Source organism: Parapedomonas caeni (genome assembly GCF_041060555.1).
In the GTDB taxonomy this organism is placed as follows: domain Bacteria; phylum Pseudomonadota; class Alphaproteobacteria; order Sphingomonadales; family Sphingomonadaceae; genus CAUJIW01.
In genome coordinates this window covers 391,932-407,194 of sequence record NZ_JBEUDS010000001.1, presented here as the reverse complement: position 1 = coordinate 407,194, position 15,263 = coordinate 391,932, and the positions used below count along the sequence as shown (strand labels likewise).

The following is a 15,263-nucleotide window of genomic DNA, read 5'->3' as shown; positions in this document are numbered from 1 at the left end:
AAGGCATGGCCGAACTCAACCAACCCATGATCGAGGAGGAAAATCAGCCCCTACACATCACCGCCAAAGCCGCCTGACGATGGCCCACGGCCACAGCCGAAATTACACCACCTTGACGGACGCGACCCAGCCGTTCGGCCATGGCGTGCGCCTGGCCCTGCCCGCCGGCCCAGTGCAGCAGCCGGTGCGCGTCGAGCGTGTTGGGAGTGAGCGCGATGGCTTCCAGATTGAGGCTGAGCCCCGCCTCCGCGGCGGTCTGCTTCAGGCTGTTGCTGATCGCCGCCAGTCGGTCGTCATCACCGAACTTGGCGCGCAGATAGCTCCTGCGGTCAACGCCCTGTGGCGGCACCGACGGGTCGAGCTGGAACGGTCGCCAGCGCAGCGTCGCGTCAATGTCCGGCCGCGCGGCGAGCGCGAGGTCGAAGTTGCGCTTGCCGACATAGCACCACGGGCAGATGACGTCGGAGATGATGTCGATGGTGAGAGGCGTTGTCATGCGATGAGGGTGCGCCGCCGGGCGACCCCGGTCAAGGCGTCAGTCAGGCCGCCACCCGGCGGCGGGACGACAGCGCACGCAGCAGTTCGCGTGCGCTCTCCTCCTGCCCGCGCCCCAGACAGGCGCTGCTGACCCGCAGGTGGAGCCCCCCCTGCGCCTGTTCGGGCAGTGCCAGTGGCGAGAACCGCAGGATCGACAGCACCCGGCCCAAGGCGAGCCGGGCACGACTGTCCGGGGTGTCCGGGAAAATGAGCATGAATTCGCGACCGGTCAGTCGGGCTGCCAGATCCTCGCCCCGCAATGCCTGGCGCAACACCACGCCCACCTGGCCCAGCACATGGTCGCCGGCATGATAGCCGAAGCGGCGATTGATCTCGTCCATGTTGTCGATCCGGCACAGGGCGACGGTGAGCGGGTGATTGAGGGCGCGGCTGTCGGCAATCGCCTGGTCAAGGTGCGCCATGGCGAAACCGTGAGTGTAGACGCCGCTCACACTGTCGCGGCTGGCCGAGTTGGCGGCCCGTTCATAGGCGTGGACCAGCGTGCCGCGCAGGCGTTCCAGCCGCACGTGCGACGCGAAGCGATACTGGAAATCCTGGGGAAAATCGTCACCGATGATGACATCCGTGACCCCGGCCTTGAATGCCCTGTCCATCTGCTGGTGAGTCATGGCGCGGGCCATGATGAGCAGCGGCAGGTTGAACAGCGATACGGAGTGGCGCACCGTTTCCGCGAAGCGCAGCGCTGCGTCGAAATCGTCCGATGCCAGAAGCAGGCAGGCATCCACGTTGCTGGTGAACAGCGCACCCAGCGCATCGTCTTCGGCGGTTGCCCACGATACCGTGGCATGATGGTGGAGGTGAACCCGCAAGGCACGCCTGCCACCGCCGGTCATGTCGAACGCCAGAATGCTGGGGTGCGCGCGCGGCCCCGGATGCAGGCCGGGGCGCTCCAGTTCAAGGTTGACGTCACTGGCGGCCGGCGAGTTGGCGGTGAACAGCCGGGCGGTGCGCTGCCGGCGCAGCAGCTCACGCCACATGGTCGCCAGACGCAGCAGCGTCGACACCCGGCTGGCGAGCTGCATGGGATGAACGGGTTCGCAGACGATATCGTCGAAACCGGCATCATCGAGCATGGTCTGCAACATGCTGTCGGGCTGGTCGACCAGCGCCATCAGCAGCCAGTCCTGGCGTCCCCCCAACTTGCGGCCGTCGTCGATCATCCGGGTGATGTCGGTGACATCAATCTCCTGCGCCGACCGGACACGCTCCGCCTCCACCCGCACGATCACGACGTCGAAGCGGGCGCCTTCCAGTGCGGCCATCGCACCGGACAGCGAATGAGCGACTTTAATCTCACGCAGTACCGGCCGCAGCACGTGCTCGGTCATGGACGCCCGTTCGGCGTCCCGGTCGATCAACAGGATGCGTCCCAAACGCGTCGCCCCCTCTGGCTGGCTTCAGACGAGGCGCAAACTAGCCAGCGGTTGTTAAAAAAGTGTCGCCAGCTCAGTGCAATGGGTGTGACTAGTGATGCGTGGCCGCAACCTTGGCACGGCGGTTGTTCCAGTTAGGAACGAAGGTTGCCAGCTCGGCCGCCGGCAACGGTGGGGTGCACAGGAAGCCCTGATACCAGTTGCAACCCTCGCGTACGAGTTCCTCTAGCTGGGCCTCGGTCTCCACACCTTCGGCGACAACGCCGATACCCAGCGACCGCGCCATTTCCACCAGTCCGTGGATGAGGATGCGGTCGCGGCGCTGGTGGGCAAGGTCGGTAATGAACTGCTTGTCGACCTTCAGATAGTCGACCGGCAGGGATTTCAGATAGGCCAGCGACGAATAGCCGGTGCCGAAATCATCAATGGCGACGCCAATGCCGACACTGCGCAGCAGCGCCAGCGTGCGTGCCGCCGTTTCCAGGTTCTCCACCAGACTGGTCTCTGTGACTTCTAGGGTCAGCCGCTGTGGCGCCACATCCGCCCGCCGGAGCGCGCTCACCACCTGTTCGGCGAACTGTGTCGATCGCAGCTGTGCCGCCGACATGTTCACCGACACGCGCAGATTGCCCAGCGGGCCGCCCGTCCAGCGACGCATTTCCTCCAGCGAACGTTCGAGTACCTTTTCGTCGAACCTGACCATGATCTCGGCGTTCTCGGCGACCGAAAGCAGCATTTCCGGGGCGATCTGTCCCAGTTCGGGGTGACGCCAGCGCACCAGTGTCTCGGCGCCGACGATGCGCCCGGTGGCGATATCCACCTGCGGGTGGAACACGAAATCGAGGCGGTCGTCGGTCAGGGCGCGGCGGAGGTCGGTCTCAAGACTTGCCCGCAGCACGGACGGTCCGGAGTCACCTGGCGCGAACACCTGAAAACTGTTCGGTTCCATGGGCTTGGCGCGCGTCAATGCAGTGTCGGCGCGCTGGAACAGAACTTCCGCGTCGGTCACCTCGATGTCGGCGACGGCAATCCCCATGCGGCACACCAGATGAATGGCGCGCCCGCCCAGCAGAAACGGCCGTTCGAAGATGTCGGCGACGCGCTGGGCAACCAGCAGGCTGTCCTGCAACGCCGTGGCGCCGGTGATCAACACGGCGAATTCGGCGCCACCCAGCCGGCAGGGTGTGCAGCGATCACCGATGCCGTCGCCCAGCAGCTGGCGGCGCAGGCGGCGGGCGATCGCCTGCAGCAGGCCATCGGCGATGCTGCGTCCGTAAGCGGCGTTGATCTGGTCGAAGCGGCTGATGGCGATGAGCAGCAGCGCACAGGAAGGGGCGAATTCCTCGACGTCCTTGAGAGCTTGCTGGACCAGTGTGCGGGCATGGCTCTGGTTCGGCAGCCCCGTCAGGATATCGAAATGGCTCTGGACGAGCTGTCCCGGCGCCGTGGTCGAGATGTCCTCGATCGTCGCGCTGAGCCCGGTCACCTTGCCGGCGAGATTGAATGTCGGGCGCACCCTGTTCAGCAGCCGCCGGGGTGGCAGATCGGGAACACGCACCGTCATTTCGACGTCGGCAGGCTGTCCGCTTTCCACCACCGCGCGCATGGTCTGGAACACCCGTCGCTGCTGGCGGGGTTCGACGAAGCGCAGCAATGCCTCGATGCCGACGACGAATGACGGCAGGCCGAGGGGGAACGTCCTGACAAGGCCGGGCGACACCGTCACCAGGCTGGTCGCACTGTCCCACTCCCAGCCCGGCACATTGCCATGATCGTCGCTCGGGGTGGTCAACGCCGGCAAGCTCTGGCACGCCTGGGCGGCAACGGATATGGCGCAACGCACTGTCGTACCGAGTTCGATCGGCCGGAACGGACTGATCAGGAAATGTGTCGCCCCGGCCTCTGCCACCGCGCCGAGATGTCGCTCATCCCGGGCACCCAGCAACGCGATCAGCCCGCCCCTCCGCGCCTGCACATGCGGCGACAACGCCCGCAGGCCCGCCAGGCCCTTCTCAATCGCGCCGCGCATGTCGACAACGACCACGCGCGCCCCGGAATGGACGTACTGGCGCTCCAGAGGACTGCCGGTGTGTCCGGCCTCTAGGTCGAAGCCCATGGTCTCCAGCGACGCCACCAGGTCTCGCCGGTAGCGGAAGGAGATCACGAAGACGGGCGGCTCTGTCACAGCAGTCCCTACGGCCAGCACACTCGGGATCGTCATACAACGCCATGACGACCACGGCACCCTAGAGCCAGACCCTCGGTGATGGAAGGGCGATGATCGTCGTGTTTCTCCCCGCCACGGCGGGGGCAACCTGTTAAGACGATGTTAACACCTGACTGACAGTCTCGGGGTCTGGACTGCCAAAGAAGCAGCCGACTTTCATTCAGCAGACGCCCGATGGTCACGACAAGATGACCGGGGCACAAGGGTGGTGTTAGGTGATACCGGCGTTGACCATTGCGGTCGCCGGGCTGGTTGATGCAACGAACCGCGCCAACGGCGCGGCAAGCAATATCGTGCAACGACCGGCCAGAGAGGCCAAGTACAGCGCGCAGGCGGCAAGCGCCTACGGTCAGGCGTCGGAACAGCCTGTCGCCGGCGAGCCCGGCCGTGGCTCGATGGGCCCCTTGAGCACTGCCGCTCCCGCTTATGGCACGCCACGCTATGTGCCGTCGCTGGCCGAGGATATCGTCATGATGCGCGAGGCGGTGCATGCCTACAAGGCCAATGCCAAGGTCATCCGCGCTCTTGATGACGTGACGCGGGAGCTGATCTCGGTTGTCGGCAATGGTCAGGACCGGGACCGCTCGGCCTGATACTCCCTCTGGCCTGATACTCCCTCTGGCCTGATACCCGCCCTGGCTTGATGCGCATCGGCAGCATGCTAGATGTTGATGCATGTGGCAGAGCGGAATCACGTCCCACGACACCCAGACCCGGCCCGGTGCCACCGGACCGCTGGTGGATCCGTTCGGCCGTACCATCCGCTACCTGCGCGTCTCGGTCACCGACCGCTGCGACTTCCGCTGCCAGTACTGCATGGCCGAACACATGACCTTTCTGCCGCGCCAGGAACTGCTGACGCTGGAGGAACTGGACCGGCTGTGCACAGCGTTCATCCGCCGCGGCGTCCGCAAGCTGCGGCTGACCGGCGGCGAGCCGCTGGTGCGCCGTGACATCATCGGGCTGTTCCAGTCGCTGGGCCGGCATCTGACGACCGGCGCGCTCGACGAACTGACGTTGACCACCAACGGCAGCCAGCTCGCGCGCTTCGCCGACGACCTGGCGCGTGCCGGTGTGCGGCGGGTCAACGTCTCGCTGGACACGCTGGAGGCCGAGCGGTTCCGGCAGGTTACCCGCTGGGGCCGGCTGGCGCCGGTGCTGGAGGGCATCTTCGCTGCCCGCGACGCCGGGCTGGCGGTCAAGATCAACACGGTGGCGCTGCGCGGGGTCAATGACGACGAGACCGACAGGCTGGCCGACTGGTGTGCCGAGCACGGCTTCGACCTCACCTTCATCGAGACCATGCCGCTGGGCGACGTCGATGTCACACGGGCCGAGCAGTACCTGTCGCTCGCCGAGGTGCGCGCCCACCTGGCCCGGCGCCGCACGCTGATCGACCTGCCGCTGAGCACCGGCGGCCCGGCCCGCTATGTCCGTGTCGCGGAAACAGGGCAGACGATCGGCTTCATCACGCCTATGAGCCACAATTTCTGCGAGTCCTGCAACCGGGTCCGCGTCACCTGCACCGGCATGCTCTACATGTGCCTGGGTCAGGAAGACCGCCTGGACCTGCGCGCGCCGCTGCGCGCCAGCGCATCGGACGATCTGCTGGACGCCGCCATCACGGCGGCGATCGCCGCCAAGCCGCACGGGCATGATTTCCGCATCGGCAGCGGCATCGCGCCGGCTGTCCCTCGCCACATGAGCGTCACCGGCGGGTGATTGCGCCTGTGGCGCGAACCTGCCAGAACTTCGCCTGCGGGAGCGTCCCGGATCACCACAGCGCACAGGCTTTCATGTTCGATCCACAACGTCACAAACTGGCCATCGTCGCCAGCTCCGCGCCGGAGGCCCAGGCGGCACTGGTCGACATGCAGGCGCGCTATGACTGGGTGGTGCCGGCGGAGGCCGATATTGTCGTCGCCCTGGGCGGCGACGGCTTCATGCTTCAGACGCTACATGCCTCGCTCAAGCGTCGGGTGCCGATCTACGGCATGAACCGGGGCACCATCGGCTTCCTGATGAACGAGTATGAGCCGGACCGTCTGCACGAACGATTGACGAAAGCCGAACGCTTCATTCTCAATCCGTTGCGGATGGAGGCTCAGACCATCGCCGGCGAGCGCGTGTCATCGTCGGCGATCAATGAAGTGTCGCTGCTGCGTGAAACCCGCCAGGCCGCCAAGATCGAGATCGCCATCGATGGCCAGGTGCGGATGCCGGAACTGGTGTGTGATGGCGTGCTGGTGGCGACGCCGGCCGGCTCCACCGCCTACAACCTGTCCGCCCACGGCCCGATTCTGCCGCTGGGCTGCGACCTGCTGGCGCTCACCCCGATTTCCGCCTTCCGGCCGCGCCGCTGGCGTGGCGCCATCCTGCCCAGCAGCTGCAGTATCGAGTTCCGTGTCCTGGAGGCGCACAAGCGCCCGGTCAGCGCCGTCGCCGACCAGACGGAGGTGCGCGATGTGGCGCGAGTTCGCGTCGAGACCGACCAGTCGATCCGACTGGAACTGCTGTTCGACCCCAATCACACGCTGGCCGACCGCATCCTCATGGAGCAGTTCATCGCCTGAAAGGCGCTGGATTCAGGGCCTGCGGACGTCGGCGCTCGGGCAAAATGCGCATTTTCCTCACTTATCGTTCGTTTCGGCCAATTGCTGCATTGCAAACTTGCCACATTTCTTTCTATATGCGCCCAGCTAGAGCTAGGTTTCGATACATGGGATCGAGGCGGTCTGGCAGCCCCAATGATCTGGAACCTCGATGTCTTTTGAATTTCTTGGCTTGTCTGAAGAGTTGCTGCGCGCAGTGGCCGATAGTGGCTACACCGAGCCGACTCCGATCCAGCGCCAGGCCATCCCGACCGTGTTGCAGGGTCGCGACGTGCTGGGCATCGCCCAGACCGGCACCGGCAAGACCGCCAGTTTCACCCTGCCGATGATCGACATTCTGGCCCAGGGGCGTGCGCGGGCGCGGATGCCGCGGTCGCTGATCCTGGAGCCGACCCGCGAACTGGCGGTCCAGGTGGCCGAGAACTTCGAGAAGTACGGCAAATACCATAAGCTTTCCATGGCGTTGTTGATCGGCGGCATGGCCTTCGGTGAACAGGACCGGGCGCTCGACAAGGGTGTTGACGTGCTGATCGCCACGCCGGGCCGGCTGATCGACCAGTGCGAGCGCTCGAAGGTCATGCTCTCGGGCGTCGAGATTCTGGTGATCGACGAGGCTGACCGGATGCTCGACATGGGTTTCATCCCGGATGTCGAGCGCATCGTCTCCCTGATGCCGCCGCGCCGTCAGACCCTGTTTTTTTCCGCGACAATGCCCCCGGTCGTGAAGCGACTGGCCGACCAGTTCCTGCGCGACCCCAAGGCGATCGAGGTTGCACGCCCGGCGACCGCCAACACCTCCATCGCCCAGTCGCTGGTGGTGGTGGGCGAACGGGCCAAGCGCGAGACACTGCGCGATCTCATCCGCGAGCTCGATGTCACCAATGCCATCATCTTCTGCAATCGCAAGCGCGACGTGAAGGTGCTGCAGGAGTCGTTGACTCGCCATGGCTTCAAGGCCGGCCAGCTGCACGGCGACATGGAGCAGGCCGAACGCCTGCAGGTGCTGGAGCGGTTCCGCGCCGGCGACCTGCCGCTGCTGGTGGCCAGCGATGTTGCCGCGCGCGGCCTTGACGTGCCGGGCGTCAGCCATGTGTTCAACTTCGATGTGCCGATCCATGCCGATGACTATGTGCATCGCATCGGCCGCACCGGCCGCGCCGGTCGCAGCGGTGTCGCCGTGACGCTTGCCACCCCGGCCGAAGCCGAGGCGGTGGCGGCGGTAGAGGCCTTGACCGGACAACCGATCCCGCGGCGCGAGGTCGCCCAGAGCGTGGCACTGGAGGCGCCGGAGGCCGGTCGCCGCGGCGGTGACCGGCGTCGGAGCCGGGGCAAGGGCGGCGCGGACAAGTCGGCCGACAAGGCCTTGGAAAAGGCCGCCGAGAAGCCGGCCAGGGAAAAGACCGCCGAGAAGCCGGCCGGCGCCAGCGAAAGCCGGGGCCGCCGTGATGGCCGGCCCGAGCGCGAGTCCCGTCCTGAGCGTGAGCGCGAGTCACGTCCTGAGCGTGAGCGCGATTCCCGGCCGGCGCGCGAGGCGCGGCATAGCAGCGCAGGCGATCGCGGCCGCGGCCGCCGGGGTGATGATCGTCGCGACCGCGATGACGCTGACGAGCCGGTTGTCGGCCTTGGCGCGCATGTTCCCGCCTTTCTGCTGGTCTCCGCCCGTGGCAAGGAAGCCGCCTGAGTTAATCGATTTTCGGGCTTTCTTAACTTCCGACCCTCTATCTTCCTGGTCATCGACAGGTCGCCGCGCCGAGGGGTCGGCGCGGTGTGCCGTATTTGTGTAGCCGCGACAGAGGGGTGCGGAACTGCAATGAGCATGTGTGCAGACAGCGCACTGGGCGCGCGTATTCTCGAACTGGCTGGGCGACTTGGGGTCGATCCGACGCCGGAGACCTACGCCCTGTTCTACCGTTATCTGTCGAAGTCCGATGACAAGCTGTGCGAGGCTCTCGATGCCGCGCTTGCCCGCCCGATTCTCCCCAGCCAGCTTGATCTCGACCGGATCTGGCGTCAGTTCGGCAATGCCAGTGACGGTCAGCGGCTGACCAGCCTTTACGACGCCAGCCAGATTCAGCTGCAGCGCCTGTCGCTGTATGTCGAGAGCGCCGGCGATGATGCCCGGCAGTACCGGGACGCCCTGAATGAAGGCAATGACTACCTGCAGGCGACCGATGATGTGGTCACCCAGCGGGAACTGCTCAGCCGGCTGATCGAGGCCACGTCGGCGATGATTGAAAAGACCCAGCGGCTTGAGTCGCAGGTGGCGATTGCCAGCCGGGAGATCCAGGCCCTGCGCAGCGACCTTGAGCAGGCCCGCGCCGAATCGCGAACCGATCCGCTCACCGGCCTGCCCAATCGCAAGGCCTTCCAGAGCTATCTGGAGATCCATTCCGCCCGCGCCATCGCCGATCGCAAGCCGCTGTCGCTGCTGTTTTGCGATATCGACCGCTTCAAGCAGTTCAATGACACCTGGGGTCATCGGCTGGGAGACGAGGTGCTCAAGCTGGTGGGCAACAGCCTTGAACAGCTGTGTCAGGGTATTGGCTTTCCCGCCCGCTATGGCGGCGAGGAGTTCGTCATCGTTCTGCCCAACCGCGATACCCGGGCGGCCACCGATATTGCCGAACAGATTCGTGATTTCGTCGGCTCGCGCACGCTCAGGGTCAAGAACATGAACCGGACCGTCGGTCAGGTCACCCTGTCGCTGGGCATTTCCCAGCTGCGATGGCAGGACAGTCTCGACGACCTCATCGAGCGTGCCGACGCGGCGCTTTATCTGGCCAAGGAGACCGGGCGCAACCGCGTCTGCACCGAGGCCGATACCACCAGCGTGACCAAGCTGGCAGCCTCGGCAGGTTGACCGCTCGTCACCCCCTCCCCACCCTGCGCTTTGACAGCCATGGTCAGGCATCGCATAGACCACCCATGGTCGGGCGTACCTGACCTGTCGCGTGGCAGCTTTATGCATCGAGATCCGCCCAGGTGCCGGGAGAGTGGCACCGAGCGGTGACTATATTGGGAGGATTATCATGTCATTTCAAACCATTACGCTGGAAATCTCCGACAATGTCGCGACCGTGACGCTCAATCGTCCGCAGTCGCTCAATGCCATCGTGCCGGAAATGTCCGACGAGCTGCTCAAGGTGCTCGACCAGATCACCGCCCCGGAGTCGACCGTGCGCTGCCTGCTCATCACCGGCGCCGGCCGCGGCTTCTGCTCGGGCGCCGATCTCGCGGCGGCGGGGGGCATCCAGGTCGGCGACGGCCCGATCGATGCCGGCAAGATTCTCGAACTGCATTACAATCCGCTGCTGGAACGACTGATGGAGCTGCCGATGCCGCTGGTGACCGCGGTCAACGGCGTTGCCGCCGGTGCCGGCTGCTCGCTGGCGCTGGTCGGCGACATCGCCATTGCCGGCTCCTCGGCGCTGTTCCTGCAGGCCTTCGTCAACATCGGCCTGGTACCGGACGTTGGCAGCACCTGGCTGCTGCCGCGCCTCGTTGGCAAGGCGCGCGCCCAGGCGATGATGATGCTGGGCGAGAAGATCCCGGCCCAGACCGCGCTGGAGTGGGGCATGATCTACAAGGTCGTCGAGGACGCCGAGTTGCAGGCGACGGCGCTGGGCATCGCGAAGAAGCTCGCCCAGGGGCCGACGGTCGCCCACACGCTGATCCGTACCGGTGTGCGTCGTGGCCTGGAGATGTCGCTGACCGAGTCATTGCAGCTCGAACGGGTCAACCAGAAGAAAGCCGGCCAGACCGCCGACTTCGCTGAAGGCGTCGCCGCGTTTCTTGCCAAGCGGCCGGCCCAGTTCAGCGGCCGCTGACCGGGCGGTACCGGCCTCAGCGGTTCATCATGTTGCGGGATTCGGATGGCAGGCGGACTTCCAGTTCGCCCCATCCGGCTTCCAGCCACACCTGGCAGGCCAGCCGCGAGGTGCCGGTGACGCCATAGGCGAAATCCAGCATGTCCTCTTCCTCCGGGCTGGCCGGCGGCAGCTTGGCGAAATCGGCCTTGCTGATGATGACATGGCAGGTCGAGCACGCCATCTGCCCCTCGCAGGTGCCTTCCAGCGGCATGTCGTGGGCCTGCGCCACATCCAGCAGACGCTCGCCCGGCTGCGCATCCACCGTGCAAAGCGGCGTCCCGTTGGCCGCGAGGAAACGAATGTTCACCGACGCCATGCCACCTCCGTCTGTTCCCTGACGGCCTGAACAATCACCGTCATCGCCGTCGCCACATCGTCAGCCGTTGTCGGGCGCCCGAGGCCGATACGCAATGTCGCCTGCGCTGTGCTTTTGTCCAGCCCCAGCGCGTCGAGCACGTAGGATGGCTTGCCGACGGCGGACGCGCAGGCCGCCCCCGACGACAGCGCCAGACCGCGCAGGTCGGCGAGCAGGCGAGCACCATCGACGCCCGGAAACGAGACATTGAGATTGCCGGGGAAGCGCGCCGCCGCCGAGCCGTTGAGCCGCCATGCGATGCCCGAAGCCTCCAGCATTGTGCGGGCCTGATTGAACAGACCCCACAGCCGATCGAGGTCAGGCCCCAGTCGTGCCGCCGCCAGCCGCGCCGCCTCGCCGAAGCCGACGCACAGGGCCGGCGCCAGCGTGCCCGAGCGCAGCCCCCGCTCCTGCCCGCCGCCATGCATTTGCGGCGCCAGCGGCGTGCGGGCGCGGACATAAAGCGCCCCCACGCCCTTGGGGCCGTAGATCTTGTGCGCCGACAGGCTCATCAGGTCGATGCCCATGGCCTCGACATCGAGCGGCACCTTGCCGAACGCCTGGGCGGCGTCGGTGTGGAACAGCGCCCCCGCCGCCCGGCAGCGCCGGCCGATCTCGGCCAGCGGCTGCGCGACGCCGATCTCGTTGTTGACCGCCATCACCGACACCAGTGCCACCTGGTCGTCGAGCACAGTGTCCAGTTCATCAAGGCGGATGAGGCCGTCGCTGTCCACCGGCAGCACCACGACGTCGTAGCCCTGGTGGCCGAGCCAGGCGGCGGTCTCGCGCACGCAGGCATGTTCGGTGACCAGCGTCACCAGCCGCCGCCGCGCCGGTGGCGCCGCCATCAGCGCCCCCTTCAGGGCCAGATTGTTGGCTTCCGTCGCGCCGCTGAGAAAGATGATCTCCTCCGGGCTGGCGCCGATCAGCCCGGCGACATGGCCGCGCGCCACATCAACACCGGCCATCGCCTCCCAGCCGTAACGGTGGGTGGAGGAATGCGGGTTGCCGAAGCGGGCGCCGAAGTAAGGCAGCATCGCCGCCAGCACCACCTCGTCCATCGGCGTTGTCGCCTGATAGTCGAGGTAAAGCGGCGGGCCACGGCGGGCGGCTGCGGGTTCGGGGGCGGATGACATCATCACCGCCACCCTACTCGGCAGCCGGACGGCGCGCCACCCGGGCGGCAATTCGTCGCCATTCGGCGACCAGCCGGTCGATCTCCGCCGCCGTCGTGCCCCAGCCGAGGCTGATCCGGATGGTCTCGCCGGCGGACGCGTCGTCGAGCCCCATGGCACGCAGGACATGGCTGACCCGCACCTTGCCTGACGAGCAGGCGGCCCCGGCGCTGACGGCGATGCCGGCCAGATCGAAGGCCATCACCTGGGTTTCGGCCTTGACGCCGGGCATCCGCACGGCCGTGGTGGTCGGCAGGCGGTCGATGGCGCGCGCGAATACGCGGCCCCCGGCCTCCATGAGTGCCGCTTCCAGGGCATCGCGCAGTGTCGCCGCGCGGGCCGTCCACTCCGGCATCGCCGCCAGGGCATCAAGCGCGGCGGCGAAGCCTGTGATACCGGGCACGTTCTCGGTGCCGGCCCGTCGGCCCAGCTCCTGCCCGCCGCCGCCGTAGAGCGGCGTCAACGTCAGCAGGTCGTTGGCGATCACCAGCGCGCCCACCCCCTTGGGACCGCCAATCTTGTGGGCGGAGACGGTCAGCAGGTCAGCCCCCAGTGCGGCCACGTCGACGGAAATACGCCCGAGCGCCTGGACGGCATCCACATGCAGCCAGGCCCCGCCGGCGCGACAGCGCGCCGCCAGCGCGGCGATCGGCTGGATGACGCCGGTCTCGTTGTTGGCCAGCATGATCGACACCAGTTTCGGCCCCGGTCCAGCCGTCGCGAGCGCCGCCGACAGCGCCTCGCCGTCCACCACCCCGGCGGCGTCCACCGGCAGACGGACGGCATCGCCGGCATTGGCCAGCACCGACTCATGTTCGACCATCGAGACAAAGCGGCGCGCCGCCGGCAGACCTCGCAGCGCCAAGGCGTTGGCCTCGGTGCCGCCGCTGGTGAAGACGATCTGGCGCGGCAGGCAGTTGAGCAGCGTCGCCAGTCGACCGCGCGCGGCCTCCACCAGATCGCGCGCATGCCGGCCGGCCTGATGGACCGACGACGGGTTGCCGACCTCGGTCAGTGTCGCCGCCATGGCGTCGACCACCGCCGGATGTACCGGCGCGGTCGCGTTATAGTCGAGATAGGTCAAGGCGTTGGTCATCCGTTGGTTCGTCCCGGTGCGGTTTTCATTGCATCCGTATCCTTGCCCCCTATATAGCGGGCGCTCTCGTGGTGCGAAATCTCGTGCCATGGTGCGCCCATGGTTTTCTGTCTCCCACCCCTTGTTGCGCCGAGGTTACATGCCTGATGTGATTTTCTCCGGCCCGGAAGGTCGTCTGGAAGGCCGCTATCAGCCGGCCACTCAGCCGCGTGCGCCGCTGGCGCTGATTCTCCACCCGCACCCCCAGGGCGGCGGGACGATGAACAACAAGGTGGTCTATCACCTCTACCAGGCGTTCGCCCAGCGGGGCTTCGCCGTGCTGCGCTTCAACTTCCGGGGCGTCGGCCGCAGCCAGGGCACGTTCGACAGCGGCATCGGCGAGCTGTCCGACGCGGCCTCCGCGCTCGACTGGATGCAGCAGTACAACCCCGATGCGTCGAGCTGCTGGGTCGCCGGCTTCTCGTTCGGCGCCTGGATCGGCATGCAGCTGCTGATGCGCCGGCCGGAAATCCGCGGCTTCATCTCGGTGGCGCCGCCGGCCAACCTCTATGACTTCTCGTTCCTGGCGCCCTGCCCGTCCTCGGGCCTGATCGTCCAGGGCACGGCCGACGAGATCGTCACCTCCTCGGCGGTGCAGAAGCTGGTCGACAAGCTCAAGACCCAGAAACACATCACCATCGATTACGACACCGTCGATGGCGCCAACCATTTCTTCGAGAATGAAATGGAACTGCTGATGGGCTCGGTGAACCGCTATCTCGACAAGCGGCTGTCCGCCGGCCACTGAGGACCGGTCCACCAGACCTTCCTGAGCAGGCTCGATCAGGCCCGGAACAGCCGTCCGCCGGTGCGCGGCCGGTCGATGCCCGTGGTGCCGGGGAAGGAAATCGGCAGGCCGCGCAGGTGGCGGGCCGCCATATAGGCGAATGCCTGCGCCTCGATGGCGTCGCCATTCCAGCCGATCGCCTCGACGGCGCGGACATCCCCCAGCCGCTCGGCCAGCATCCGCATCAAGGTCGCGTTATGACGCCCGCCGCCGCACACCAGCCAATGGTGTGGCGGGGCGGGAAGATGCGCCAGCGCGCGCGCCACACTGGCGGCGGTAAAGGCCGTGAGCGTCGCGGCGCCGTCGGCAAGGTTCAGCCCGGCGACCGGATCGGCGCTGAACGACTGGCGGTCGAGCGATTTGGGCGGCGCGGCGTCGAACCACGGATTTGCCAGCAATTCGCGCAATGCCGCGTCGTCGACGCGGCCCGCGGCGGCGGTCTGACCGCCGGCGTCATGGGGCTGGCCGGCATGGGTGCGCATCCAGTCATCGATCAGCGCATTGGCGGGCCCGGTGTCGAAGGCGAGGATGTGCTCGTCGCCATCGCCGATCCAGGTGACGTTGCCGATGCCGCCGAGATTGAGGAAGGCCACCGGCGGGTCGAGCCGGGCGGCGGTTGCCAGCGCGCGATGAAACACCGGCGCCAGCGGTGCCCCCTGTCCGCCACCGGCGACGTCATGCGAGCGGAAGTCCGCCACCACATCGATGCCGGTGAGCCGCGCCAGCAGGTCGCCGTCGCCGATCTGCCAGGTCCAGCCACGCTCGGGCCGGTGCGCCACCGTCTGGCCGTGAAACCCGACGACCTGAACCTCCGCCGGCTTGACCGACGCCGCCGCCAGGGCCGCGTTGACCGCCTCGGCATGGAGATGGGTCAGCTCCTCGGCCACGGCGTCGATCTGCGGATCGTCCGCCGGCGCCGGCAGGTCCATCGCCCGGCGCATCGCCGAACGGATGCGCCGGTGCTGGTCGGGCGTATAGCCGAGGCTGTGAAAGGCGAGCGGCCGGACATGGCCGGCACCGTCGGTCTCCACCACCGCGGCATCGATGCCGTCGGCGGACGTGCCGGACATCAGCCCGACGGCGATTGCGGCGTTTCCCACATCCCTGTTCCCGTGCTATCAGCCCGGCCCGGTGATACGCCGTCGGCCATCGCGCCGGAAGCCTGAAATCGA

The 15,263-nt window shown here is 66.9% G+C and carries 14 protein-coding genes; 7 read left to right on the top strand and 7 right to left on the bottom strand.

The window, feature by feature from the left end; genetic code table 11:
- Positions 1 to 43: 43 nt before the first annotated feature.
- The 3 genes from ABU113_RS01630 to ABU113_RS01620 all read right to left on the bottom strand — a co-directional run bounded on the left by ABU113_RS01630 (position 44) and on the right by ABU113_RS01620 (position 4,116).
- A complete protein-coding gene (locus ABU113_RS01630) occupies positions 44 to 496 on the bottom strand; it encodes a DsbA family oxidoreductase (protein ID WP_454557719.1) in 453 nt (150 codons plus the stop codon).
- A 43-nt stretch (positions 497 to 539) separates the two neighbouring features.
- On the bottom strand, positions 540 to 1,886 hold the full coding sequence (locus ABU113_RS01625; protein WP_454557718.1) for a GGDEF domain-containing protein: 1,347 nt from the start codon (positions 1,884 to 1,886) through the stop codon (positions 540 to 542).
- 136 nt (positions 1,887 to 2,022) lie between these two features.
- Positions 2,023 to 4,116, bottom strand: coding sequence for a putative bifunctional diguanylate cyclase/phosphodiesterase (locus tag ABU113_RS01620; RefSeq protein WP_454557717.1), 2,094 nt, complete (start codon positions 4,114 to 4,116; stop codon positions 2,023 to 2,025).
- Positions 4,117 to 4,385: 269 nt separating this feature from the next.
- On the opposite strand from ABU113_RS01620, the gene ABU113_RS01615 reads away from it, so the two are divergent.
- The 6 genes from ABU113_RS01615 to ABU113_RS01590 all read left to right on the top strand — a co-directional run bounded on the left by ABU113_RS01615 (position 4,386) and on the right by ABU113_RS01590 (position 10,597).
- A complete protein-coding gene (locus ABU113_RS01615; protein ID WP_454557716.1) occupies positions 4,386 to 4,751 on the top strand; it encodes a hypothetical protein in 366 nt (121 codons plus the stop codon).
- 82 nt (positions 4,752 to 4,833) lie between these two features.
- Positions 4,834 to 5,880: a GTP 3',8-cyclase MoaA gene (gene moaA, locus ABU113_RS01610; protein WP_454557715.1), complete on the top strand. Its 1,047-nt coding sequence runs from the start codon at positions 4,834 to 4,836 to the stop codon at positions 5,878 to 5,880.
- A 74-nt stretch (positions 5,881 to 5,954) separates the two neighbouring features.
- A complete protein-coding gene (locus tag ABU113_RS01605; protein ID WP_454557714.1) occupies positions 5,955 to 6,731 on the top strand; it encodes an NAD kinase in 777 nt (258 codons plus the stop codon).
- A 190-nt stretch (positions 6,732 to 6,921) separates the two neighbouring features.
- Positions 6,922 to 8,451: a DEAD/DEAH box helicase gene (locus ABU113_RS01600; protein WP_454557713.1), complete on the top strand. Its 1,530-nt coding sequence runs from the start codon at positions 6,922 to 6,924 to the stop codon at positions 8,449 to 8,451.
- Between the two features lie 129 nt (positions 8,452 to 8,580).
- Positions 8,581 to 9,630 carry a GGDEF domain-containing protein gene (locus ABU113_RS01595; RefSeq protein WP_454557712.1) on the top strand — a complete coding sequence of 350 codons (1,050 nt, stop codon included), beginning with the start codon at positions 8,581 to 8,583 and terminating at the stop codon, positions 9,628 to 9,630.
- A gap of 169 nt (positions 9,631 to 9,799) precedes the next feature.
- Entirely contained in the window at positions 9,800 to 10,597 is a 798-nt protein-coding gene (locus ABU113_RS01590) for an enoyl-CoA hydratase-related protein (protein ID WP_454557711.1), read from the top strand.
- Between the two features lie 16 nt (positions 10,598 to 10,613).
- On the opposite strand, the gene ABU113_RS01585 is transcribed toward ABU113_RS01590, so the two are convergent.
- From ABU113_RS01585 to ABU113_RS01575, 3 genes are read right to left on the bottom strand one after another with little or no spacing between them, the layout of a single operon-like run.
- Positions 10,614 to 10,955: a 2Fe-2S iron-sulfur cluster-binding protein gene (locus tag ABU113_RS01585; protein WP_454557710.1), complete on the bottom strand. Its 342-nt coding sequence runs from the start codon at positions 10,953 to 10,955 to the stop codon at positions 10,614 to 10,616.
- Complete coding sequence (locus ABU113_RS01580; protein WP_454557709.1) at positions 10,943 to 12,133, bottom strand: cysteine desulfurase family protein; 1,191 nt, start codon at positions 12,131 to 12,133, stop codon at positions 10,943 to 10,945. The genes ABU113_RS01585 and ABU113_RS01580 overlap by 13 nt, the downstream gene beginning before the upstream one ends.
- A 10-nt stretch (positions 12,134 to 12,143) precedes the next feature.
- Entirely contained in the window at positions 12,144 to 13,265 is a 1,122-nt protein-coding gene (locus ABU113_RS01575) for a cysteine desulfurase family protein (RefSeq protein WP_454557708.1), read from the bottom strand.
- A gap of 139 nt (positions 13,266 to 13,404) precedes the next feature.
- Between ABU113_RS01575 and ABU113_RS01570 the strand changes: the two genes are divergently transcribed.
- Complete coding sequence (locus tag ABU113_RS01570; RefSeq protein WP_454557707.1) at positions 13,405 to 14,052, top strand: alpha/beta hydrolase; 648 nt, start codon at positions 13,405 to 13,407, stop codon at positions 14,050 to 14,052.
- 35 nt (positions 14,053 to 14,087) lie between these two features.
- Here ABU113_RS01570 and ABU113_RS01565 read toward each other — a convergent pair whose 3' ends face one another.
- Entirely contained in the window at positions 14,088 to 15,191 is a 1,104-nt protein-coding gene (locus tag ABU113_RS01565) for an anhydro-N-acetylmuramic acid kinase (RefSeq protein ID WP_454557706.1), read from the bottom strand.
- Between the last annotated feature and the right edge of the window lie 72 nt (positions 15,192 to 15,263).

What these genes read in the sequence shown, in the direction of transcription:
- ABU113_RS01590 (WP_454557711.1), top strand. Translation starts at nt 9,800, where the DNA reads ATGTCATTTCAAACCATTACGCTGGAAATCTCCGACAATGTCGCGACC.
- ABU113_RS01585 (WP_454557710.1), bottom strand. Translation starts at nt 10,955, where the DNA reads ATGGCGTCGGTGAACATTCGTTTCCTCGCGGCCAACGGGACGCCGCTT.
- ABU113_RS01630 (WP_454557719.1), bottom strand. Translation starts at nt 496, where the DNA reads ATGACAACGCCTCTCACCATCGACATCATCTCCGACGTCATCTGCCCG.
- moaA (WP_454557715.1), top strand. Translation starts at nt 4,834, where the DNA reads ATGTGGCAGAGCGGAATCACGTCCCACGACACCCAGACCCGGCCCGGT.
- ABU113_RS01625 (WP_454557718.1), bottom strand. Translation starts at nt 1,886, where the DNA reads ATGACCGAGCACGTGCTGCGGCCGGTACTGCGTGAGATTAAAGTCGCT.
- ABU113_RS01570 (WP_454557707.1), top strand. Translation starts at nt 13,405, where the DNA reads ATGCCTGATGTGATTTTCTCCGGCCCGGAAGGTCGTCTGGAAGGCCGC.
- ABU113_RS01575 (WP_454557708.1), bottom strand. Translation starts at nt 13,265, where the DNA reads ATGACCAACGCCTTGACCTATCTCGACTATAACGCGACCGCGCCGGTA.
- ABU113_RS01600 (WP_454557713.1), top strand. Translation starts at nt 6,922, where the DNA reads ATGTCTTTTGAATTTCTTGGCTTGTCTGAAGAGTTGCTGCGCGCAGTG.
- ABU113_RS01595 (WP_454557712.1), top strand. Translation starts at nt 8,581, where the DNA reads ATGAGCATGTGTGCAGACAGCGCACTGGGCGCGCGTATTCTCGAACTG.
- ABU113_RS01580 (WP_454557709.1), bottom strand. Translation starts at nt 12,133, where the DNA reads ATGATGTCATCCGCCCCCGAACCCGCAGCCGCCCGCCGTGGCCCGCCG.
- ABU113_RS01605 (WP_454557714.1), top strand. Translation starts at nt 5,955, where the DNA reads ATGTTCGATCCACAACGTCACAAACTGGCCATCGTCGCCAGCTCCGCG.